Origin of the sequence: Bizionia gelidisalsuginis, from assembly GCF_008086185.1 — a bacterium.
Classification (GTDB): domain Bacteria; phylum Bacteroidota; class Bacteroidia; order Flavobacteriales; family Flavobacteriaceae; genus Bizionia; species Bizionia saleffrena.
Map to the genome: position 1 here is coordinate 24,392 of NZ_VSKN01000007.1, position 22,048 is coordinate 46,439.

The 22,048-nt window shown below is 35.5% G+C and carries 17 protein-coding genes; 14 read left to right on the top strand and 3 right to left on the bottom strand.

Annotation, left to right across the window (positions count from 1 at the left end):
• Window positions 1-25: 25 nt before the first annotated feature.
• The 10 genes from ES677_RS06795 to ES677_RS06840 all read left to right on the top strand — a co-directional run bounded on the left by ES677_RS06795 (window position 26) and on the right by ES677_RS06840 (window position 10,574).
• Window positions 26-1,063, top strand: a complete 1,038-nt coding sequence (locus ES677_RS06795; RefSeq protein WP_148369224.1) for a vWA domain-containing protein — start codon at window positions 26-28, stop codon at window positions 1,061-1,063.
• An 81-nt stretch (window positions 1,064-1,144) separates the two neighbouring features.
• Window positions 1,145-1,972 carry a tetratricopeptide repeat protein gene (locus ES677_RS06800; protein ID WP_148380837.1) on the top strand — a complete coding sequence of 276 codons (828 nt, stop codon included), beginning with the start codon at window positions 1,145-1,147 and terminating at the stop codon, window positions 1,970-1,972.
• A 57-nt stretch (window positions 1,973-2,029) separates the two neighbouring features.
• Entirely contained in the window at window positions 2,030-3,802 is a 1,773-nt protein-coding gene (locus ES677_RS06805) for a BatD family protein (protein WP_148380838.1), read from the top strand.
• Between the two features lie 46 nt (window positions 3,803-3,848).
• Complete coding sequence (locus ES677_RS06810; protein ID WP_148380839.1) at window positions 3,849-4,601, top strand: tetratricopeptide repeat protein; 753 nt, start codon at window positions 3,849-3,851, stop codon at window positions 4,599-4,601.
• Window positions 4,602-4,667: 66 nt separating this feature from the next.
• A complete protein-coding gene (locus tag ES677_RS06815; protein ID WP_148380840.1) occupies window positions 4,668-4,958 on the top strand; it encodes a hypothetical protein in 291 nt (96 codons plus the stop codon).
• 87 nt (window positions 4,959-5,045) lie between these two features.
• Window positions 5,046-6,626 (top strand): SulP family inorganic anion transporter, encoded by a 1,581-nt coding sequence (locus tag ES677_RS06820; protein ID WP_148380841.1) that lies wholly within the window; start codon window positions 5,046-5,048, stop codon window positions 6,624-6,626.
• Between the two features lie 29 nt (window positions 6,627-6,655).
• Window positions 6,656-7,303: a carbonic anhydrase family protein gene (locus ES677_RS06825; RefSeq protein WP_148380842.1), complete on the top strand. Its 648-nt coding sequence runs from the start codon at window positions 6,656-6,658 to the stop codon at window positions 7,301-7,303.
• 300 nt (window positions 7,304-7,603) lie between these two features.
• On the top strand, window positions 7,604-7,897 hold the full coding sequence (locus ES677_RS06830) for a hypothetical protein (protein ID WP_148380843.1): 294 nt from the start codon (window positions 7,604-7,606) through the stop codon (window positions 7,895-7,897).
• 175 nt (window positions 7,898-8,072) lie between these two features.
• A complete protein-coding gene (locus tag ES677_RS06835) occupies window positions 8,073-9,935 on the top strand; it encodes a SulP family inorganic anion transporter (RefSeq protein WP_148380844.1) in 1,863 nt (620 codons plus the stop codon).
• A 12-nt stretch (window positions 9,936-9,947) separates the two neighbouring features.
• On the top strand, window positions 9,948-10,574 hold the full coding sequence (locus tag ES677_RS06840) for a carbonic anhydrase (protein WP_148369234.1): 627 nt from the start codon (window positions 9,948-9,950) through the stop codon (window positions 10,572-10,574).
• Window positions 10,575-10,644: 70 nt separating this feature from the next.
• Here the strand turns inward: ES677_RS06840 and ES677_RS06845 are convergent, their stop codons facing one another.
• The 3 genes from ES677_RS06845 to ES677_RS06855 form a co-directional block, all read right to left on the bottom strand.
• Window positions 10,645-13,515 (bottom strand): T9SS type A sorting domain-containing protein, encoded by a 2,871-nt coding sequence (locus tag ES677_RS06845; RefSeq protein ID WP_148380845.1) that lies wholly within the window; start codon window positions 13,513-13,515, stop codon window positions 10,645-10,647.
• A gap of 91 nt (window positions 13,516-13,606) precedes the next feature.
• The gene (locus ES677_RS06850) at window positions 13,607-14,698 is read right to left on the bottom strand and encodes an HmuY family protein (RefSeq protein ID WP_148369237.1); all 1,092 of its coding nucleotides are present in this window, start codon (window positions 14,696-14,698) and stop codon (window positions 13,607-13,609) included.
• 12 nt (window positions 14,699-14,710) lie between these two features.
• Window positions 14,711-16,843, bottom strand: coding sequence for a TonB-dependent receptor plug domain-containing protein (locus ES677_RS06855; protein ID WP_148380846.1), 2,133 nt, complete (start codon window positions 16,841-16,843; stop codon window positions 14,711-14,713).
• Between the two features lie 104 nt (window positions 16,844-16,947).
• On the opposite strand from ES677_RS06855, the gene ES677_RS06860 reads away from it, so the two are divergent.
• Genes ES677_RS06860 through ES677_RS06875 form a run of 4 tightly spaced genes read left to right on the top strand, consistent with a single transcriptional unit; the run spans window position 16,948 to window position 22,038 of the window.
• Window positions 16,948-17,853 carry a DUF6607 family protein gene (locus tag ES677_RS06860; RefSeq protein ID WP_148369241.1) on the top strand — a complete coding sequence of 302 codons (906 nt, stop codon included), beginning with the start codon at window positions 16,948-16,950 and terminating at the stop codon, window positions 17,851-17,853.
• Between the two features lie 4 nt (window positions 17,854-17,857).
• Entirely contained in the window at window positions 17,858-19,336 is a 1,479-nt protein-coding gene (locus tag ES677_RS06865) for an ankyrin repeat domain-containing protein (protein WP_148380847.1), read from the top strand.
• A gap of 8 nt (window positions 19,337-19,344) precedes the next feature.
• Window positions 19,345-19,830, top strand: coding sequence for a DUF2271 domain-containing protein (locus tag ES677_RS06870; RefSeq protein ID WP_148380848.1), 486 nt, complete (start codon window positions 19,345-19,347; stop codon window positions 19,828-19,830).
• A gap of 12 nt (window positions 19,831-19,842) precedes the next feature.
• On the top strand, window positions 19,843-22,038 hold the full coding sequence (locus ES677_RS06875) for a PepSY domain-containing protein (RefSeq protein WP_148380849.1): 2,196 nt from the start codon (window positions 19,843-19,845) through the stop codon (window positions 22,036-22,038).
• The last annotated feature ends 10 nt before the right edge of the window (window positions 22,039-22,048 follow it).

The window sequence follows — 22,048 nt, forward strand, 5'->3', positions numbered from 1 at the left end:
AATACATACAAAACACCACTTATAAATGTTTCAATTAGAAGAAAAAATATGGTTTTGGGCACTGTTAATTATTCCGGTAATTATCGTGGTGTTTTTAGCGCTTCAACTTTGGAAACGAAATACACAACGTAAGTTTGCAGATAAAAAACTATTAAACCGATTAAGTCCAGATAAATCGTTGTTTAAATCGGTTTTAAAAATAAGTATTCTCTGTTTGGCATTCGCCTGTTTTGCCATTGCACTAGTCAATCCTAAAGCAGGATCTACTCTCGAAACCGTTAAACGTGAAGGCGTCGATATTGTATTTGCGATCGATGTTTCCAAAAGTATGTTGGCCGAAGACATTGCACCAAACCGATTGGATAAAACGAAGCAATTAGCGACGCAAATTATAAACAATTTGGCAAGTGATCGTGTAGGTATTATAGCCTACGCCGGAAAAGCGTTTCCGCAATTGCCCATTACAACAGATTATAGTTCAGCTAAAATGTTCCTTCAAAATATGAATACCGATATGATGTCATCGCAAGGAACAGCGATTAATGAGGCGATAGAGTTATCTAAAACCTATTACGACGACGACGAGCAAACTAACCGTGTGCTTATCATTATTTCAGACGGAGAGAATCACGAAGGCTCTTCAAGCGCTATAGCAGAGGAAGCAAAAGAAGAAGGCATTCGTATTTATACTATTGGCGTTGGTACCACCAAAGGAGGTACAATTCCTATCCGAAGAAACGGAGTTTTACAAGGGTATAAAAAAGATAGACAAGGTGAAACTGTAATTACACGACTTAACGAAAACACGTTAAAGTCTATTGCTAGTCAAGCCGATGGAAAATATATTAAAGGTGATAATACCGATAAAGTGGTGTCAGAAATTAGAACTATTTTAAATACAATGGACAAAACAGAGTTCGAAGCAAAGCAGTTTGCGGATTACGAGTCCCAATTTCAATGGTTTTTAGGTTTAGGGTTCTTACTGTTATTTCTCGATGTGTTTTTACTAGAACGCAAAACAGTATGGCTGAAGAAATTAAACTTATTTAACGAGAATTTATAAAATCTTTAACTATAAGCATCAGAGTAGTTTAATAACTTTATGAATTGCAAAAAACGAATCTTTTTCGTGTCAAAATTAATTATGAAACACAGTCTATTATACTTATTGTTTTTATGTTTTGCCAGTGTGGTCGCGCAAGATGCAGATAAGGCAAAGCAAAAAGCGATTAAAAAAGCAAATGGTTTAGTTGTCGAAGCTAATGAACTGGCTAGCAGTGATGATTTCGTATTGGCAGAAATGGAATATCGCAAAGCCCTATCGGAAGAACCACAAAGTGTTGTTGGAGCCTATAACTTAGGCCTTACCTATTATAAAGAAGGGAATTTTGAAGAAGCGCTATACCGCAATCAACAGGCTATTAAAAATACAGTGTCTAAGTCTGAGAAACATAAAGCATTCCATAACATTGGGAATATTTTAATGAAGAATGAAAAGTGCAGAGAAGCGGTTGAAGCATATAAAAATGCCTTAAGAAATGATCCTTCAGATAACGAGTCGCGATACAATTTAGCGTTGGCTAAAGACTGTGCTAAAGACGAAAAGCCGCCAGAAGAGGAAGACGATAAAGACGATAAGGATAAGGACAAAAAAGAAGACGAAAACAAAAAGGAGAATAAAGACGACGGCCAAAATAAAGAAAACGACAATAATGAGGGCGATCAAGATAAAAAGGACGGCGATAACGAAAATGAGGATAACGCTAAGCCTAACGACGAAAAAGAGGATAAGGGCGAAGAAGGCGATGATAAGAAGGAGCAAGAAAAACCGCAACAGCAGCCTGGCCAAATGTCGCCACAGCAAATAAAAAATCTGCTAGAAGCGATGAATAATGAGGAACAGAAAGTTCAGGAAAAAATGAACGCTCAGAAAGCCAAAGGTGCAAAAGTAGAAACCGAAAAAGATTGGTAACTATAAAAATTGATAGTTTGTAAGTCTTGTATTAACAAGAGTTCAAAGACATAACAAATGAAATTATTTAAACACATTACTGTACTATTGTTTTTACTAAGCACGAGTTTTGTATTCTCTCAAGTAGAATTTGAAGCGCGTGTGAGTAAGAAGAAATTAGGCGTTAACGAGCGTTTGCGTGTCGATTTTAGTATGAACCAGAATGGCGATAACTTTAGTCCGCCAAGTTTTGCTGATTTTGATATTATTGGAGGCCCCAACCAATCGGTTAGTAATTCATGGATTAACGGTAAGCGTACTTTTAAAAAAACCTACAGCTATTTTTTATCGCCAAAAAAACAAGGAAATTATAAGATTGAGCAAGCAACGATAGAAATTGAGGGCGAAACGTACTCAACCTCTGTAATAGCGATTGCGGTAACGAGTGCCGTAAGCAGACCCAACGATCCTAATACTGCCCAAACCATTCCAGAAGGCAGCATTCATTTAGTTGCAGAAGTATCTAAAACTACGCCATATTTAAACGAAGCCATAACGGTAGTGTACAAACTTTACGTCTCTACAAACACGGGAGTAAGTAATTGGAGAGAAATAAATAGTCCGAAGTTTAACGACTTCTGGAGTCAGAATATAGAAATAAAAGGGCTTAAAATAGAAAACGGAAAATATAAAGGAGAAGACTACCGCTATGTTATTCTTAGAAAAGCTGTATTATATCCACAAAAAACAGGAACATTAGAAATTGAGCCCTTAAGTTTAAACTTAACGATTGATATCCCAACAAACCGTCGTGATATTTTTGGTGGTCGTTTAATGTCTCAAGTGCATAAAACCGTGTCTGCAGGAAGTAGAACAATTAAAGTAAAGCCCCTTCCGGAAACCGGAAAACCCTTAGATTTTGGTGGTGCTGTTGGTGAATTTAACTTTAATGTTACCACCTCTAAAGACGCTTTAAACGCGAACGAATCTTTGCAAGCAAAAGTGGCAGTTTCGGGTAAAGGGAACTTGAAATTATTTCAGCTGCCAAAACTTAATTTACCAAGTTCGCTAGAAGTTTATGAGCCAGAATATAGTGAAAAAATAAACACGTATTTAAGCGGAATGCAAGGTTCTATTACAGATACTTATACGGTTGTACCGCAGTATAAAGGGAAGTACCCGATACCAAGTATATCGTTTTCTTATTTCGATTTAAAAACGGAAAGTTATAAGCGTATTTCTTCTAATGAGGCTATTGTAAACGTTATTGAAGGGCCTGTTTACGGTGCTTCAGATAATAATATTGTAGCTGAAGGTGCACCAAACCAACGCTTTATTTTAAACAACGATGAGTTTGTGTTTGTTAAAACTGAGGCGCAATTGGTTTCAAAAGAAACCAATGATTTCTTTAACTCTACAGGGTTTTGGACCGGTTTATTGGCGCCTCTATTAGCTATTCCGTTCGCGATAGTCTTCCGAAGAAAAAAAGAAGAACGCGTAAACGATGTTGTAGGCAATAGATTAAGAAAAGCCGATAAATTAGCGAAGCGTTATTTAAGTGACGCTAAAAAAGCATTGGGTGATAAAGAAGCATTTTACGTGGCTTTAGAAAAAGCATTACACAACTATTTAAAAGCGAGACTAAATATTGAAAATAACGCGTTTAGTAAAGAAAAAAGTAAAGAATTATTAGAGGGGAAACAAGTGGACAGCGCAGTTATTTTAGATTTCGATACGCTTTTAGAGAATTGCGAATTGGCACGTTACACACCAATTACAAATGTAGCAATGCAGCAAGATTACGATAAAGCTGCGCGAACAATACATACCATAGACAAGCAGATAAAATAAATTTATTAAGCGACACTATTAGATACTATTAATGTTTTCTAGAATTATGAAAGACATCTTTTTTATTATAATACTCTTTGTTAGTAGTTTGGCTCTAGCACAAAGCAGTGCGCTTTTTGAGCAAGGCAATGCGTTATACAACGATGGGAAATATGCTGAGGCTTTAGATAAATACACCGCTGTTTTAGAAACAAGTAATAAACATTCGGCGGCGTTGTATTTTAATATGGCCAACGCGCATTACAAATCCAACCATATTGCCCCAAGTATTTATTATTACGAAAAGGCGAAGCAACTCGCACCAAACGATACGGATATTGAAAACAATATGGCCTTTGCAAAAAATATGACTATTGATGCGATTGCCGTAATTCCAGAAGTGGGATTAGTAAAATATGTAAAAAATCTCACCCAAAAACTTTCTTATAACAGTTGGGCTAAAACGGCAATTGGTTTTGTTGTTTTAGGAGTTGCTTTGTTTTTAGTGTATTATTTCTCACAATCAACAGTTATAAAACGTTTTCTTTTTACCGGAAGTTTGGTTTCTGCACTACTCGTTTTCATTACTTTAGGGTTAGCAGTTCATAACTATAACGTAGCTAAAGAAGATAATCCAGCCATTGTTTTTGCGGTATCAAGTAGTATAAAAACAGAACCAAATCCAAGAAGTGAAGAAGCCTTTACGCTACACGAAGGAACAAAGGTGCAAATATTAGATACTCTAAGCGATTGGAATAAAATTAAGCTAACCGATGGTAAAATGGGTTGGATAAAAAAAGAGGACGTTAAAGAATTTTAAGGAATATTTAACGGTTCTTTTATTTCTGTTTTTTATTTTTGTGTCCTACTATCACGATAACAATTTATGTCTAAGAAATTAATTTCATTCTTTTTTACACTCCTATTTGCAGGTTTCCTTATGATGCCTACAATTATTGTGGCTTTGGATGATTCAGCAAACGTTTTATTGTTATTTAGTGTCAATGAAGAAGAAGAAAATTCGAAATCTAAAACTTTTGAGGTTGTACATACTTCTGAGGATCGCGAATTCGATCTTCTTCAGGGTTTAAAAGTTAAAGTGAATTCTAAGTATTGCTTTAAAAATTATCTAAAACCACATTTAAATCTTATTTCTCCTCCTCCGGAACACAGTTAATTTTATATGTATTTTTTTGCTTTCGGTATAGCTTTTTAAGCCTATATCATGGCTATTTATTTTTATTATTTAATTAACAATATTTTTATGTTTAAAACAATTAAAAGCGACTTACCAGCGAGTATAGTCGTGTTTTTCGTGGCTTTACCTTTGTGTTTAGGTATTGCATTAGCAAGTGGTGCGCCACTTTTTTCAGGAGTAATAGCAGGTATTATTGGAGGAGTCGTCGTTGGCGCTTTAAGTGGTTCTAAAATAGGGGTTAGCGGTCCGGCAGCAGGTCTTGCGGCTATAGTGTTAACCGCTATTAGTACTTTAGGAGGTTATGAGAATTTTCTAGTCGCCGTTGTATTAGGAGGAGTTATTCAATTAATTTTAGGAATTTTAAGAGCTGGAATTATTGCGTATTACTTTCCTTCTTCTGTTATTAAAGGTATGCTTACTGGTATAGGGGTAATTATTATCTTAAAACAAATCCCACACTTTTTTGGTTACGAATCAGATCCTCAAGGCGATTTTGCGTTTTTTCAGCTTGATGGTGAGAACACCTTTTCCGGAATTATAAGTACTATAAATCATATTTCACCAGGTTCGGCTTTCATAGGAATTATAGGGTTGAGTATTTTAATATTTTGGGATAAAATTTTATCTAAAAAAGGAAGGATGTTTCAAGTAATCCAAGGCCCTTTAGTGGTAGTTGTATTAGGTATTATTTTCTATACTCTAACTCGGTCTAATGCGCTTTTAGGTATTGATAAATCCCATTTGGTAAGTGTTCCTGTGCCAGAAGACGCGGCTTCTTTTATAGCACAATTTAGATTTCCGAATTTTTCAGTGATTACAAATCCAGAAGTTTGGGTTGTTGCATTTACTATCGCTTTAGTTGCTAGTTTAGAAACATTACTTTGTGTTGAAGCGACAGATAAAATAGATCCTAATAAGAATGTAACACCTACAAATAGAGAATTATTGGCGCAAGGCATCGGAAATATTATTTCTGGGTTAGTTGGAGGTCTACCAATTACTCAAGTTATTGTTCGAAGTTCTGCAAATATTCAAGCTAGAGGAGTCAGTAAAATGTCTGCTATTATTCACGGGCTGTTATTATTAATCTCTGTTGTGTTAATTCCTAGGCTTTTGAATATGATTCCATTATCTGTCCTAGCTGCTATTCTATTAGTGGTTGGCTATAAACTCGCAAAACCCTCATTATTTTTAAAGATGATTAATTTAGGGTGGAAACAATCTATCCCATTTATAGTAACTGTTGGAGGTATTGTTTTTACCGATTTATTAATAGGTATCTCCTTAGGATTAGCCGTTGGTGTTGTTGTGATTTTAATTAAAAGCTACCAAAATTCGCACTTTTTACATATAGAAGATAATAGTAACGGAGCTAAAAAATTAAAAATAACTCTAGCAGAAGAAGTTACATTCTTTAATAAAGGAGCGATTTTAAAAGAGTTAGATCGTATTCCTGAAAATTTTAGTTTACAACTAGACGTAAGACAAACAAGATATTTAGATCACGATATTATTGAGATTCTTGACGATTTTGCCTATAAAGCAAAAGCAAGGAACATAAATATTCAGCTTATTTCCGAATTGGTAGTGGTAGAAAACCCATCTAGTTATCTAGAGTTTTTTACACTAAGACCAAAATCAGCATAACTAAAAAGTAATAAAAACACACGTATAATATGAAAGTACATACCAAAGAAACGCAGGCAACAATGACGCCTAAAAAAGCCTTACAGTTTTTGAAAGAAGGAAATGAAAGGTTTCAAAATAACTTAAAAGCGAATAGAAATTTATTAGAGCAAGTTAACGATACTAGTGATGGGCAATTTCCATTTGCTACCATTTTAAGTTGTATAGACTCTAGAGTCTCGGCAGAACTAGTTTTCGATCAGGGTTTAGGAGATGTTTTTAGTGTTCGTATTGCAGGAAATTTTGTAAACGAAGACATTTTAGGAAGTATGGAATTTGGCTGTAAATTGGCAGGAACAAAGCTGGTTGTTGTTCTAGGGCACACCAGTTGCGGTGCAATAAAAGGTGCTTGCGATAATGCAAAACTAGGAAATTTAACCAAAATGCTAAGTAAAATAAAACCAGCTGTAAACGCTGTGATTTATCCAGAAGACTCTGGTTTACGGAACTCTAAAAACTTGAAATTTGTAGATAACGTATCCGCAAAAAATGTAGAGTTAACTATAGAGAGAATTGTTAAAGAAAGCCCTGTATTAGCAGAAATGCAAAATTGTGGAGACATTAAAATTGTTGGAGCGATGTACGATATTAATACGGGGTCTGTTACCTTTATGAATATAGACAATTCTTATTCATAAACTAGAACAAATAAGGTAGCGCTAATTATGTGTTTAACTTCATCATGTTTTTGTAAGTTTTAGGCTTAACAATTGACAACCAGAACGTATCTAAAACAGAGCCGAACCCAAGAAATTAAGAAATATTAACGTAACCCGATAAACCAAAGTTCAAAGAGTAGATACTTTAAACGGTTGGAATAAAATAAAGCTAACCGATGGGAAACCAGTAGCATAAAAAAAAGACGTAAAATAACTTTATAGATTAAGTAACATTAATAAGCTGTTTTTAACTATTTTTATAGCCTGTAATAATGATATATGCCTAAACTGTCACTTTCTATTATTCTTGTATTCCTATTTGTGGGGTTTCTTGTTACGCCCACTGTTATAGTAGCTATAAATGATACCGTTGATGTTTCTGGTTTTTATAATGCTACTGAAGAAGAAGAACAAAATAATATTTTTAAGAATAGTGTCGTATTTCAGCTTAGTCAAACCAACGAATTATTAACATTTCAGTTAGCAAAAGGGAAAGCCCATATTCTTTATCGCTTTAAAAACTACTCGAAACCAAACCTTAATATTATATCTCCACCTCCGGAGTATTTATAATTTTTACGACAGCACAAAATCTTAAAATGACTGCAAAGCACGGGCTTTAATGCATTTTGGTTTTGGCACTCTATACGTGTCGCTCTTGTTTAAAAGATTCAAATAAATAAGATAGTCACTAAACGTATATGAAGTAATTAATTATAAATTCATATAAATTAAGGATTAAAAACGAATGAAAAATTTATTTTCAAATATAAAGGGAGATGCTTTTGGTGGTATTACTGCCGGTATAGTCGCCTTGCCATTAGCTCTAGCTTTTGGCGTATCTTCTGGATTAGGGCCAAGCGCAGGACTTTACGGCGCTATATTTATTAGTTTCTTTGCCGCTTTATTTGGTGGTACTAGTACGCAAATTTCTGGACCAACGGCTCCGATGACTGCGGTAAGTATGGTTATTATTGCAGGAATAATTGCTGCTAACGATGGGAGTCTAGAAAAGGCTTTACCTGCTATTTTAACCGTGTTTCTATTAGCGGGAATAATGCAAGTAGGGCTCGGTGTTTTAGGCCTCGGTAAATATATAAGATACATACCCTACCCCGTAGTCTCTGGATTCATGACGGCCATTGGTGTCATTATTTTACTTACACAAATTTTACCCTCTTTAGGATATTACCCTAAAGAAGATTTGGATTTTGTAAATCAGTTTAAACCGCAAGCCGAAGCGGTTATTTTGGAGAATTTATTAAAAGAAGAGGCCAACAACGGTGTTTTAGTCTTAGAAGATTTTAGTACGACCATTAAAAATGCAGAATCTATTACAGAGGCAGATATTATAAAGGAATCTGAAACTCTTGCAGCAAAAGAAACGTCTGGAGTTATCGGCGCAATTAAGGCGCTACCAAGAGCTTTAAATAACATACTTTGGTTAGAGGTGATTCTGGCTTTAGGAACGATTATAATAATCTACGGATTTAAAAAAATCACAACTAAAGTGCCGAGTACTTTGGTTGCCCTAGTGATTATGTCGGGTATTGCTTTCGGTTTTGGTTTGGATTATAGACCTATTGAAGAGATCCCTGGCGGCATCCCAATTCCGCGTGTAGACATTTTTACAGAATTTAGTTTAGGAACCATTACCCCATATATTTTTACCGCATTAACTTTGGCGTTATTAGGAGCTATCGATTCTTTGTTGACGAGTGTTGTGGCCGATAATATGACGAAAACAAAACACAAACCTAATAAAGAGCTCATAGGGCAAGGTATTGGTAATAGTGTGGCGGCATTTTTTGGCGGAATTCCTGGGGCGGGTGCGACAATTAGAACGGTTGTAAACATTAAATCTGGGGGTAAAACAAAATTATCTGGTATGATTGCTGGTGTTTTATTGCTATTTATTTTATTGGCTTTAGGACCCGTAGCCTCTAAAATTCCGGCAGCCGTTTTAGCAGGTATTTTAATAACTGTGGGTATTGGTGTTATGGATTATAAAGGTTTAAAAGCTATTCCATATTTGCCAAAAGATATGAGTTTGTTAGGCTTAAAATTAAGTTCGGAGGTCTTAATAATGCTCATTGTTTTATTGCTTTCTACTTTTTGGGATTTAATTTATGCCGTAGGGATTGGCTTAATTATAGCATCGCTGATGTTTATGAAGAAAATAGGAGACTTAACAGCAGCTAGTTCAGATGTGAAACCATTAAAAGAAGAAGTTTGGGCCGATGAGATAGAATTTCCAGAACATTTAAAGGAAGAAGTTTTTATTAAACATTTAAAAGGGCCATTATTTTTTGGCTCCACAAGTGATTTTCAACAATTGTATTTACAAATCCCTGCAACCGCTACAACGGTAGTATTACGTTTAGGACGTATGCCATATATGGATCAATCGGGATTGTATGCTTTAGAAGAAATGTTGCAAGATTTAAAACAGAAAGAAATTCGTGTCGTTTTTGTAAATTTACTAGAGCAACCACGTTATATGATGGAACGAATAGATATCATTCCAGATTTTGTTTCCGAAGAACACATCTTTAAAAATTTTAAAAGCTGTATGAAATGGATAAAAGATAATGTAAAAGACCGATACTAAAAAAATAAGATTATGAAATTAAAAAATGTATTTGATAACAATAAAGAGTGGATTAAAAATAAACTAGAAGAAGATAGTGCTTATTTTGATAAGTTAGGATCGGGCCAAAACCCTGAGCTGCTTTTTATAGGATGTTCTGATAGTCGTGTAACGGCAGAAGAACTTATGGGCTTAGGTCCTGGCGATGTTTTTGTACATCGTAATATTGCTAACATGTTTATGGGTACCGATCTAAATGCGATGTCTGTAGTAGAGTATGCAGTCTCTCATTTAAAAGTGAAGCACGTGGTAGTTTGTGGGCATTACGGCTGTGGGGGGGTAAAAGCAGCAATGCAATCTGCCGATTTAGGCATTCTAAATCCGTGGTTAAGAAGTATTCGGGACGTTTACCGTTTGCATAATAAAGAGTTGAATGCTATTGAGGATGAAGTGAGAAAATACGAACGTTTAGTGGAGTTGAACGTACAAGAGCAATGTGTTAATTTAATTAAAACTGCCGCCATACAAAAAGCGATTAGAGATCGCGATTTAATTGTTCACGGTTGGGTATTCGATATTCATTCAGGGAAATTAATAGACCTAAAAATTGATTTCGAAAAGATACTCGATGAAATTAGAGAAATCTATCATTTGGATTAAATTAAAAAATAGCCACTCAGAATAGAGTGGCTATTTTCTTCTTAAAGAGTATTATATTATAAAATAGTAATTATCGCAGTATTAGTTTTTTAATCGTTTGAAATTGGTTTGATGCTAATTTTATGACATAAACTCCACTTGCAAGCGATGATAAATTAAGTATATTATTAGTGTTCTCTAAAAAAGATTCATAAACAATTTGCCCTGAAATATCGTAGATAGCAATTGATGTATTTGTGTGCTTGAGAAAATCAAAAGTAATATTTACTTGCTTATTTACGGAAGGATTTGGAAACATCTTAAAGCTTGGGTTTTTCACTTCAAAAGCTGTTGTGGTTAATGTGCCTTCTTCAGCTTTATCAGACAATATAAAAGAGGTGTCTACACTCTGTACCGACCAATAATAATTAGAGGCTGTTAAATTATTTAGTGTCCAAGAATTACCGTGCACTTTATAAGAAGCTACTTCTTGTCCATTCTGTGTTGTACCTATAGTTAACCAATAATACAATCCGTTTTCTGGAGTGTGATCGTCTGTGCCATTATCCCATATAAATGTTATCGAGTTGTTTGGATTAATTACGCTAGATAAATTTGTTGGTGCGATTGGTTTCAAGTTTGCTGTTGGCGTTGTATTCGTATGCAAAACAGTTTTAGAGGCATAATTAGCATCGTCAAAGAAGCCTGAAATTAAAATATCTAGGTCGTTATCATTATCGTAATCAGCCCAAAATAAACTTGTGCCACCTCCAAGATTTGTTAATCCTTCATCGGTTTGTGTAAATACATTATTCTCGTTTTTATATAAAATTGTGACATCGTTGTAATTTACATCAGAGCCTGAAACGACTAAATCTAAATCACCATCATTATCATAATCACCCCAAGCAATTGGAGTTGTTCCACTAGAAACATCCATTCCTGCCAAAGTGGTGAATTCGGTAAACGTGCCGTTTGTATTACTATAAATTTTTGCTTTATAATCACCGTTGATATCATCTCCAATTACCGAGAAATCTATATCATCATCATTATCAAAATCGCCAAGTGCAAAACTTCCGTAATATAGACCAGGTAAATTCTGTTGTTCTGTAAATATGGCGTTCGTATTAAAATACGTTTTTAAAGTCGGACTATAATTTTCGTCTAACCCCATTACCAAAATATCCAAATCATCATCGTTGTCCAAATCTCCAAATTGTGCGTTTCCATTTTGCAGACCAATGAAACCTGCACTAGCGTCTGCAAACGTACCATCTGTATTAGTGTAAATTCGGGTTAAAGAAGATGCGCCAGTAGACGCTTGATATCCTCCAGTTACTAAAAGGTCTAAATCGCCATCGTTATCGTAATCACCAAAATCTATAGAGCCTAAAATAACGCCTTCTAGTTGTTGTTTTGTAACAAATGTATTGTTAACGTTTTCATATACTGTAAAAAAATAAGAGGTTAAATCGGAGTAGTTTTGTCCAGAAACAAGTAAATCTAAATCACCATCATTATCTATATCTATAAATTTTACAAACCCAAGATGTACATTGGTAATTGTAGGAGTGCTTATTTCGCTTAAAACACCATTATTGTTTTTGTATAATCGTACCGCGCTTTCATTGGGAGAATAATCTCCTGTTGTGTCTATTGCACCAGAGATTATTAAATCTAAATTACCATCGTTATCGTAATCTCCCCAATCAGTAGAAGGGTAGAAAAAGTTATCTACCACTGTACTTGTTTCAGTAAAAGTCAAAGAATCTGTTGTTGTATTTAAAAACACCGAGGTCGCTTTATTATTGTTTTCGTTTAAACCTGTAACAACAACATCTGGTTTTCCATCGTTATTAATATCTCCAACAGCAGCATCACCGTAATAAGACGCTGATAGTATGGCAGTATTGCTTTGCGTGAAATTATCTTCACCCATATTGTTAAATATATGGTAAACGTAACTTCCTGCGCCGGGAGTCGCGCTAGACCCGGTTATAAATAAGTCTAAATTACCATCCATGTTAAAGTCTGCCCATTCTATAGAGCTATGGGAAACACCTGGGATATTCGTATCAATATTGGTAAACGTACTATCTCCATTATTTTTATAGATTTCTGTAAATCGTTCGGCCCCACTTGTGCCACCAGCTCCCGAAATAACTAAATCGATGTGTCCGTCGTTGTTATAATCTCCCCATTCCGTATCGCCTAACCAACATTGTTGAAGGTTTATATTCGATTTGGTAAATGTATTATCGGAATTATTGGTGTAAATATGTGTAAAAAACTCGCCGTCTGTGGTGTTGTATCCACTTAATACAAAATCGTTAAAATTATCGTCGTTATAATCTGCCCACTTAATTCTACCAAAGTTCATTCCAGGAATTGTGATGGGATTAATCAATTCTGTAACTGAATTATCACCATTGTTGATGAATAACTTCGTAACGAATGTCCAAGTTTCTGTTTCAATTCCAGTTAGAGAGATGTCTATTAAATTGTCATTATTAATATCTACCATAGCAACTTCCCCCAAATACATAGGAGGCAAATCTTGCTCTAAAGCCGTAAATGTATTGTCTCCATTATTAATATGAACTTTAGTATAACCTTCAGATTCTGTATTAAAACCTTGAATTAAAAGATCTAAAAAACTATCGTTATTATAATCTGCCCAACGTGCCGACCCATTCGATACTGCTGGTAAATTACTAGAGCTTACTAATTCATATTGCCCTTCATTATAGATATATAGTCCACCAACGGTTATGTCTTGATTGTTAACTCCAGATAGGTAAGCATCTAAATCGCCATCATTATCGGCGTCCCCCATAGCTATTACAGAGTTTGCTAAAGCGGGTAATGTGGTTTGAAGTGAATTAAAAGTCTGTGCCATCATCGCCAAAGGGCTAAAGCATAGTAAAATTAGTAAATTTGTGTGTAATTGTATTTTCATAATTATATTATTTAGAATGATTCTAAGTTTTAGTTTTATGCTAAAAAAAAGAGCAGCGAACTGCTCTTTTTCCTAACTCTGTTTATTTAGACTATTGTAATAAACTATAAACAAATTGTGGGTGTCCACGTTCTCCAGCATCGTTATACATACTTAAAAATTTAATTTTGTATACGTTGCCGTCAAAATCTTTTAGTATAAAAAAGACGGTATCATAAAGTGCAGGTAACTGCCCTGGACCACCTCCAGCTCTCCAATTCCCTCCAATAGCACGTTGGTCCTCAGAAAAATTAGCATTTACCACATCTGCTTTAGTGAATTCTGAGTAAGTTAAGCCTTCGGTTTCACCATCTATTTTATAAGCTTCAACCTCAGATTTCGCGTTAATTACTACAAAATCACTGTAGCCGTAAGCACCGTAGCCGGTAATTTCATCCGTAAAAACCGTAAAGTTTAGATCCCATTCTGATTGTGCCGGCTCTACGCTTATAATGCTGTTTGTATCAAAACTAAAATGTGTAAAATTGTACCCTAAGGTTTTAGAAATGGTTACTTCTTGATGTGTTGTTGCGTCTAAGTCTGCGTATTGTAAAATGTAATCGTTACCACTTTTTAGCACTCTAATTTTTTTCCATCCTCTGTGGTCACCTTTAGTAGCAACACTTCCGGTAGCAGGAGCAGTCGTGCCTACTGTATTGCCTAAGTTTACTAAATACACAGAATTATCAGCTTCCACACTAGAAATTTCGTTAATAGCTGTTGCGTCGATAGCACCACTTGGGCCATCAATGTATGTTCCGCTTATAGCATCGTATGTTCCTACCTTAACACCTGGCTGAAGGTCTACAACCTCGGCGTTACTCGAATTAATAGCATCGATATCTGTAGATGCTAACGCTGCAGTCGCCATATAAATTGAACCATTAATGGTGACTCTAAATTCGTCACCAGAGTAAAAACCTAAATCCCAAGTATCTCGTTGTACATTTGTAGAGACATTGGTGCTTAAATCAATATATACTTGGTTTTGCTCATTGGGTCCACCAATTTGAGGAGATAAAGAAGCGCCTTCAACAATTATAGCGATAGGGCCGGAGTTTGTTATGGTATCATCATCGCTACTACAGCTTGTAAAGGCGAGTACTGAGGTACATAAGAATAGAGTAAAAAATTTGTTAATCATTGTAATTGAGTTTTAAAAATTTAAATTATATAATAGTTTTAAGTAATAAGATCGTCCATAACCTAATAAAAGCGAACTGTTTGATGCTTCGTGAGCACCACTAGAAGCGGCAGTGCTTATATTAACATTAGTAACATTTAGTAGGTTTCGGCCACCAAGAGTGGCTTGTATTTTACGGTTTAGAAATGATTTTTTTATGGACGCATCTAGCCAGCTATAGCCTTCTGTTTTAGATTTTGAAAACACAGAGTCCCCATTGGTATCCATTCCAGAAGCTACATAGTCTTTCTGTTCACCGTTGTATTTTAACAATACGGTTAATGCCGTATTCCATTGCTTTATGGCATACGTTCCGCTAGTATTTACTTGAAAGGAGTATAAGAAATTGTTTTGCGCATTAATCTCGTTATTTGCAATTCTAGAAGTCCCTTGTAATGTTGCCCCTAAATTAAATGCCCAATTTCCATTTTTAATCGTGTTTTGAGAGCTTAGACTCCATAGTTTATAAGCATCGATATTAATATACTGGTATTGCAAAGGGCTTGTATTTACAATCGCTAAATCAATTCTATCGTCAACATCTATATAGGTTAATTTTACGGCGTTAATCAATGAGAAATTAGTAAACCAACTTCTTTTCTTTAGATTTAAAAATGCAGAAAATCCTTTTTCTGGATTTAAGTTCTCGTTGCCTTGAACATCGTGGTTAGAATCCACGAAATAATAGTACAACTCTTCAAAGTTTGGGGTTCTATAAGAGGTTCCTACATTACCGCGTAATTCGAAACCGTTATTTAACAAATAGCGTGCGCTTAAAGAGGTTAATACTTGCGATTTAAATTTCGAGTTGTATTCATACCGAGCGCCTGGGCGTATTAAAAACGCGTTGGTGAGGTTTAATTCTGTAGAGGCGAATAAGGCGTAATTACTTTGCGAATTTTCTTTTTCAAGCTGCGTAATATCTCCCGAGGCTTGCGTGTCGTAGCCCTTTATATAACGTGCTTCGTAGCCTAATTCAAAGTTATAAAAATCACTTTGTATAAGATTATTTATACGTCCTTTTGTGAAAAACACCTCACTAGATTGGTAGGTGTTGTCGGTTTCGTTGGATTGGTTTCCAGAAAGAATAAAATAATTAAATTCGTTTAAATCGCGTTTTTGTGTTTGATATGAGAAGGCAGCGCTATAGTTTGCTCCACCATCAAGTTTCCCGTTTAGATTTAAATTATTTATAAACCTGTTGGTCGTAAATATTCTGTCTGTTGCTGAAGGATTACGCGTTTGGGCATCGACATCTATATTTGATCTTACTGAAGCATCGTAGAAACTAAGAATTTCATTAAAGTATTCAAATTTATAGGTAATAGTAAAGTTTTCAGAATCATAATGTAATAAACAGTTGGTGTTAATTTGTGTTTTCGGTTGCCAATCGTAACCGCGTAATCCATCGTTTTTATAATAATCTTGGCCTTGTTTGTTATTAAAGAAACCTGCAAATTGGTTGCGGTTAAAACCCACACGAGCCATTAGTCTTTCGTTAATATTATGCGCCACACTTACCGATTGAATATGCCTGCCTTGATCAAACCACTCGTATTCATCGCTTATGGTTTCTTCTTGAACAGAGATGTTAATGTCCCATTCTGTGGCAATAGATTTTTTGGTGATAATATTTATTACTCCAGAAACAGCATTGGCACCGTATTCCACACCCATTGCACCTTCCGCAATTTCGATACGCTCAATATCGTCAAGATTAATTTGGGTTAAATCGATGTTGTTTCCCAGGCCATTGTCGCTAACTAAAGGAATATTATCTACTAAGATATTAAAATATTGAGAGTCTAATCCGAAGAAAGACACCGTAGATTTTCCGGTTTGACTATTAGGGACTACTGTTAAATTTAAATTAAAGTTTAATAAATCGGCTAAATTATTTGCGGCTTGATTCTCTATTTGCGCTCTGCTTATTACGGTAACATTGTGTACAGACTTTTTTATGGACTGCGGATTGTACTGTCCGGTGATTACAACTTCCTTAAGTGCTTCAACCTCTGTGGAATCCTTATCAGCCTCCTGAGAAAAAGAAATGCCGCTTAAAAGAAGTGCCAAAAAAAGCACCAGATAATTTTTATTTAGACTCATTCTACTTTATATTTGCTGCAAATATAGAACCTTATTTTAATTCATTCTAAATAAGAATAAGGAATTTCAACTTTTTTTTAAACACATAATTCAAGACCATTTAAATGAAACAGTTAACAATTTTCACACTACTTGCAATCGCATTTATTACTAATGTAAATGCTCAGAACAAGAAAAAACAAGATCAAAAAGCCATAAAGGATATGTGCGGATGCTACGACGTGTCTTTTAATTTTGCCGAAACTTTTGAGTATGTTGAAGATTCTACCTATGTGCCTTCCAAAGTAAAACACGATAGAGGTTTGGAATGGGTAGCGTTAGTTAAAGATGAAAAAGATGAGATTGTATTACAACATTTGTTAATTGTAGAGACGAAGCAAGGGCCTTATATCGTAAAACATTGGCGACAAGATTGGGGGTTTCAAAACACAGAGTTATACACATACAACCACGATAATAAATGGGACTTTGTAACACTTCCAAAAAAGGATGTTAAAGGACAATGGACGCAAAAAGTGTTTCAAGTGGATGATAGTCCGCGTTATGAGGGCTCAGCCTCTTGGATACACGTTGATGGGAAAAGCTATTGGGAAAACACAACGGCAGCTCCGTTACCAAGACGAGAATACACAAAACGTAGCGACTACAATGTAACGGTAAGAACAAACAGACACGAAATTACAGATGCCGGTTGGGTTCACGATCAAGATAATAATAAGGTCTTACGCGAAACTGGAAAAGAAGATGTGGTTATAGCGCAGGAAAAAGGACACAATGCATACGTAAAAGTAGCCGATAGTAAATGCATTGCAGCACAAGAGTATTGGAAAGAAAATGCGGAGAAGTGGGCCGTAGTACGGGCGAAATGGGATACTGTTTTCGAAAGAAATACTAATCTGTCGCTTGAAGAAAAAGTTGATAATAAAGTATTATTTAAATATTTGTTTGATGAAGAGAATTATAAAACTGCCGAGCAAATTAATCCAGTTATAGAATCATTTGTAAAATAGTACGATGAAAAATTTAAAACAATTAGCTGTTGCCTTAACCCTAATTTTAGGGTGTGCAGCGCAAGCACAAGAAAACGCTTTTTTAAGCCAAGATTTTTGGAAGACAAATCCAACAATCGAAATGGTTGACGCTAAAGTTAAAGCAGGAAACGATATTTCAGAATTCAATGGACGGTCGTTTAATGGTGTTGTTTACGCTATTTTGCAAGACGCGCCTTTAAAAACTATAAAACATAGTGTCGCTTTAGACGGAAATAAGGTAAACAAATTAACGCACGACGGAAGAACTTATATTTTCTGGGCGGCTTATAAAGGAAACGTCAAGCTAATGAAACACCTTTTAAGTAAAGGAGCAAAAACAGATATCTTGGACGATAAAGGAAGTACAATCCTTAATTTTGCAGCCGGATCTGGTCAAACCAACACAAAAGTGTACGATTTATGTTTGGCAAACGGTGCCAATCTTAAAAAAGACCTAACGCCTTACGGTGCAAATGCCTTGTTATTAGTAGCGCCTTCTGCTAAAGATTTTACTTTAATAGAGTACTTCACAAAAAAAGGATTACCTATTAATAGTGTCGATGCTAAAGGTAACGGTCTCTTTAACTATGTAGCTAAAAGCGGAAACATAGAGCTGTTGAAGCAATTAGTAGCCAGAGGTATTACAGGTAACGATAATGCTTTTATTACAGCAAGTCAAGGCACGCGCTCTACAACAAACGGTGTAGAGGTTTTTAATTATTTAGAAAGCGTAGGGTTACATCCTAATGTAACGACAGACACTGGAGAAACACCTTTACACGCTTTAGCTTCTAGAACAAAAGAGAGTGCAACTCTTACTTATTTTATTGATAAAGGAGTAGATGTAAATCAAGAAGATAAATCTGGTAATACCGCTTTTTTTAATGCTGTACAACGGAATGACTTAGATGTTATTCAGTTGCTTTTTAAACACGTAAACGCCATTAATCATAAAAATAAAAAAGGAGAATCTGCATTAACCTTAGCGGTAGCTCAAAATACGCCAGAAGTGGTCAATTTCTTAATCGCTAATAACGCAGATGTTATGGTAACCGATGCTAACGGCAACACGTTAACGCCCTATTTAATGAAGTCGTTTTCAGCAGCCAGAAAAGAGACTTTTAAACGTAAACTTAATGCTTTATCTGCAAAAGGCTTAGAGGTTGCAAAGGCTCAAAAAAATGGGAATACCGTATTTCATTTAGCATTAGATTCTAATAATTTAGAACTTATTACATTTGCAGCAGGACTTAATACCGATGTTAATGCTGAAAATAATGAGGGTTTAACGCCGTTACATAAAGCAGCAATGTTAGCTAAAGATACCGAAATTCTTAAATATTTAGTCTCTATCGGTGCAGAAAAGGAGACGGTAACCGATTTTGAAGAAACAGCATACGATTTAGCCTCAGAAAACGAAATCTTAAAAGCGAATAATATCGCGATCGAATTTTTAAAATAGGATATATAATGAAGACTTATAAACAATTATTGGTAGTAGGAGTGGTTCTATTCGGACTATTATCTTTTACACTCCCCTCGGAAAGTACGACGTATAAATGTATGATTCAAATGACGAATTACACCGGCGAATCGGCGTACGTCGTGGTGTCTTTAATTAATCCTAAAGGTGATTATGAGGAAACACTTTTCGTTCAAGGTGACGATGACGAGTGGTACCACGATATTTCTGAGTGGTGGAAATTCTACGGAAAAAAACGGGGTAATATTGATGCGATAACCGGAGCGACAATAGCTGGTGGTGACCGCAATATTAGCATTATCGCTATTGACGATTCTAAAATTGATGCGGGTTACAGTGTGCGTTTTGAAACAGCTGTTGAAGATCAAGAATATTACACTAAAGATGTCGCGTTTCCATTAACTTCAGAAACCGTAAAAAGTAAACAAAAAGGCACCGGTTTTATACGTTACGTGCGTATAATGCCTAATTAAACGGTATTTAATATGACTATTTCAATTTGGAGATACAGCCACCTTGCGCTAGCTGTATCTTCTTTTGTTTTTATTTTTCTAGCTTCCGTTACCGGAATTGTTTTAGCATTTCAGCCCATTTCAGAGCAAATACAGCCGTATAAAAGCGATGGGTTTGACACGGTTTCTTTGGCCGAAACACTATCGGTATTTAATAAAGCGTACCCCGAAGTGACCACCCTAGAGATTGATACCAACGATTTTGTTTCGGCGTCCGTTATTACTGAAAATGACAAAAATTTAAGGGGTTATTTTAATCCTATTACTGCTGAATTTCTCGGTGAAAAAATTGAATCGTCTAAGGTGTTTCAATTTGCAACCACTTTGCACAGATCGTTGTTTTTAAAAGGTGTTGGCCGTTTTTTTGTGGGGTTGTGTTCGTTTTTACTCCTTTTAATAGCTGTTTCGGGTGCTATCTTAATACTTAAACGTCAGCGCAGTTTTAAAAAGATCTTCGGAAAAATTGTCAACGATAATTTCGCGCAATATTGGCACGTCGTTTTAGGCCGATTATCTTTAATTCCAATTATAATAATTACCGCTACAGGTGTTTATTTATCGCTTTTAAAATTTAACCTGTTACCAGAAAGTAACGTTTCGCAGTCTATAAATTACGAAGCAATTACAGAGCGCCCTAAACAAGATATCGCAGCGTTTACTGTTTTTAAAAGCATTAAACTTACCGATGTAAAATCAGTCGAATTCCCTTTTTCTAGAGATGTCGAAGATTTTTATACGATTTATTTAAAGGACAAGGAAATTGTAGTGAACCAATTTACGGGCGAAGTATTAAGAGAAATTAATTATCCGCTAGTCACGCTATTGTCAACGTTAAGCTTAAACTTACACACAGGAAAAGGTAGCATTATTTGGTCTTTAGTTTTAGCGTTTGCGAGTATAAACATACTGTTCTTTATCTATTCTGGTTTTGCAATGACGCTAAAGCGCCAAAAAGCGAAACTGAGAAACAAGCTTAAAAAACATAAATGCGAATATATTGTTTTGGTGGGTTCAGAAAATGGGAGCACTATTCCATTTGCCAATGCGTTTTATAAACAATTATTAAAAGCAGGGAAAACCGCTTATATCACAGAACCTAATAAGTACCAAACGTTTAAAAAAGCAAAACATATTATTGTGTTTACGGCCACGTATGGCGAAGGCGAGCCGCCAACCAATGCCAATACCTTTTTACAGCAATTAAAAAATACCGAGCAGTTACAACCTCTGTCTTTCTCGGTTGTGGGTTTTGGGTCGTATGCCTACCCCGACTTTTGCCAGTTTGCACTAGATGTCGATCGTGGGTTTACAGCGCAGCACGCACATCAGTTTTTGCCGCCGTTTAAAATTAACGACCGCTCGCTAGAAGCTTTCAACCAATGGGTTTCTTCTTTTAACACAGCATCAGGTTTAGCATTACACATTCCGCAGAAAAAATTAGTAGCACCACCAAAACGTACTAAAGCATTGCAAGTTGTGCGTAAAACAGAAGTGAAGACAAACCCAGATAACACGTTTATTGTAACCTTAAAACCAGCAAAAAATCTGCGATTTAATTCGGGCGATTTATTGGCCGTATATCCAGAAAACGATTACCGCGAACGTTTATATTCTATCGGTAAAGTAGCTGGAAATATACAACTAAGCGTAAAACATTATGCTAATGGTTTTGGTTCTAATTATCTCAACTCACTTCAGCAAAATACCGTGTTTAAAGCACGAGTTATAAATAACGCGGCCTTTCATTTTCCTGAAAAAGCGACACGCGTGCTTCTAATTGCAAACGGAACGGGGATCGCTCCTTTTGTGGGAATGCTGCACGAAAATACGTCTAAAATCGACACCCATTTGTATTACGGGTTGCGCGAACAAGAATCTTTAATCGTGTATAAAGACGATTTAGATGTTGTCCTTAAAAATAAACAATTACACCAAATACACCTCGCGTTTTCAAGGGTTGGAAACACGAAGTATGTTCAAAATTTATTACAAAATGACGCGGTGTTTGTAGCAGAAACACTTCAAAATAATGGAGTTATAATGCTGTGCGGATCGCTAGCAATGCAAAAAGGAGTATTGGAAACCTTAAACGCTATTTGCGAAACGCAGAACCAAAAACCATTGCGTTACTATCAAGAAAAAAAGCAATTAAAAATGGATTGCTATTAACATTAAAAAC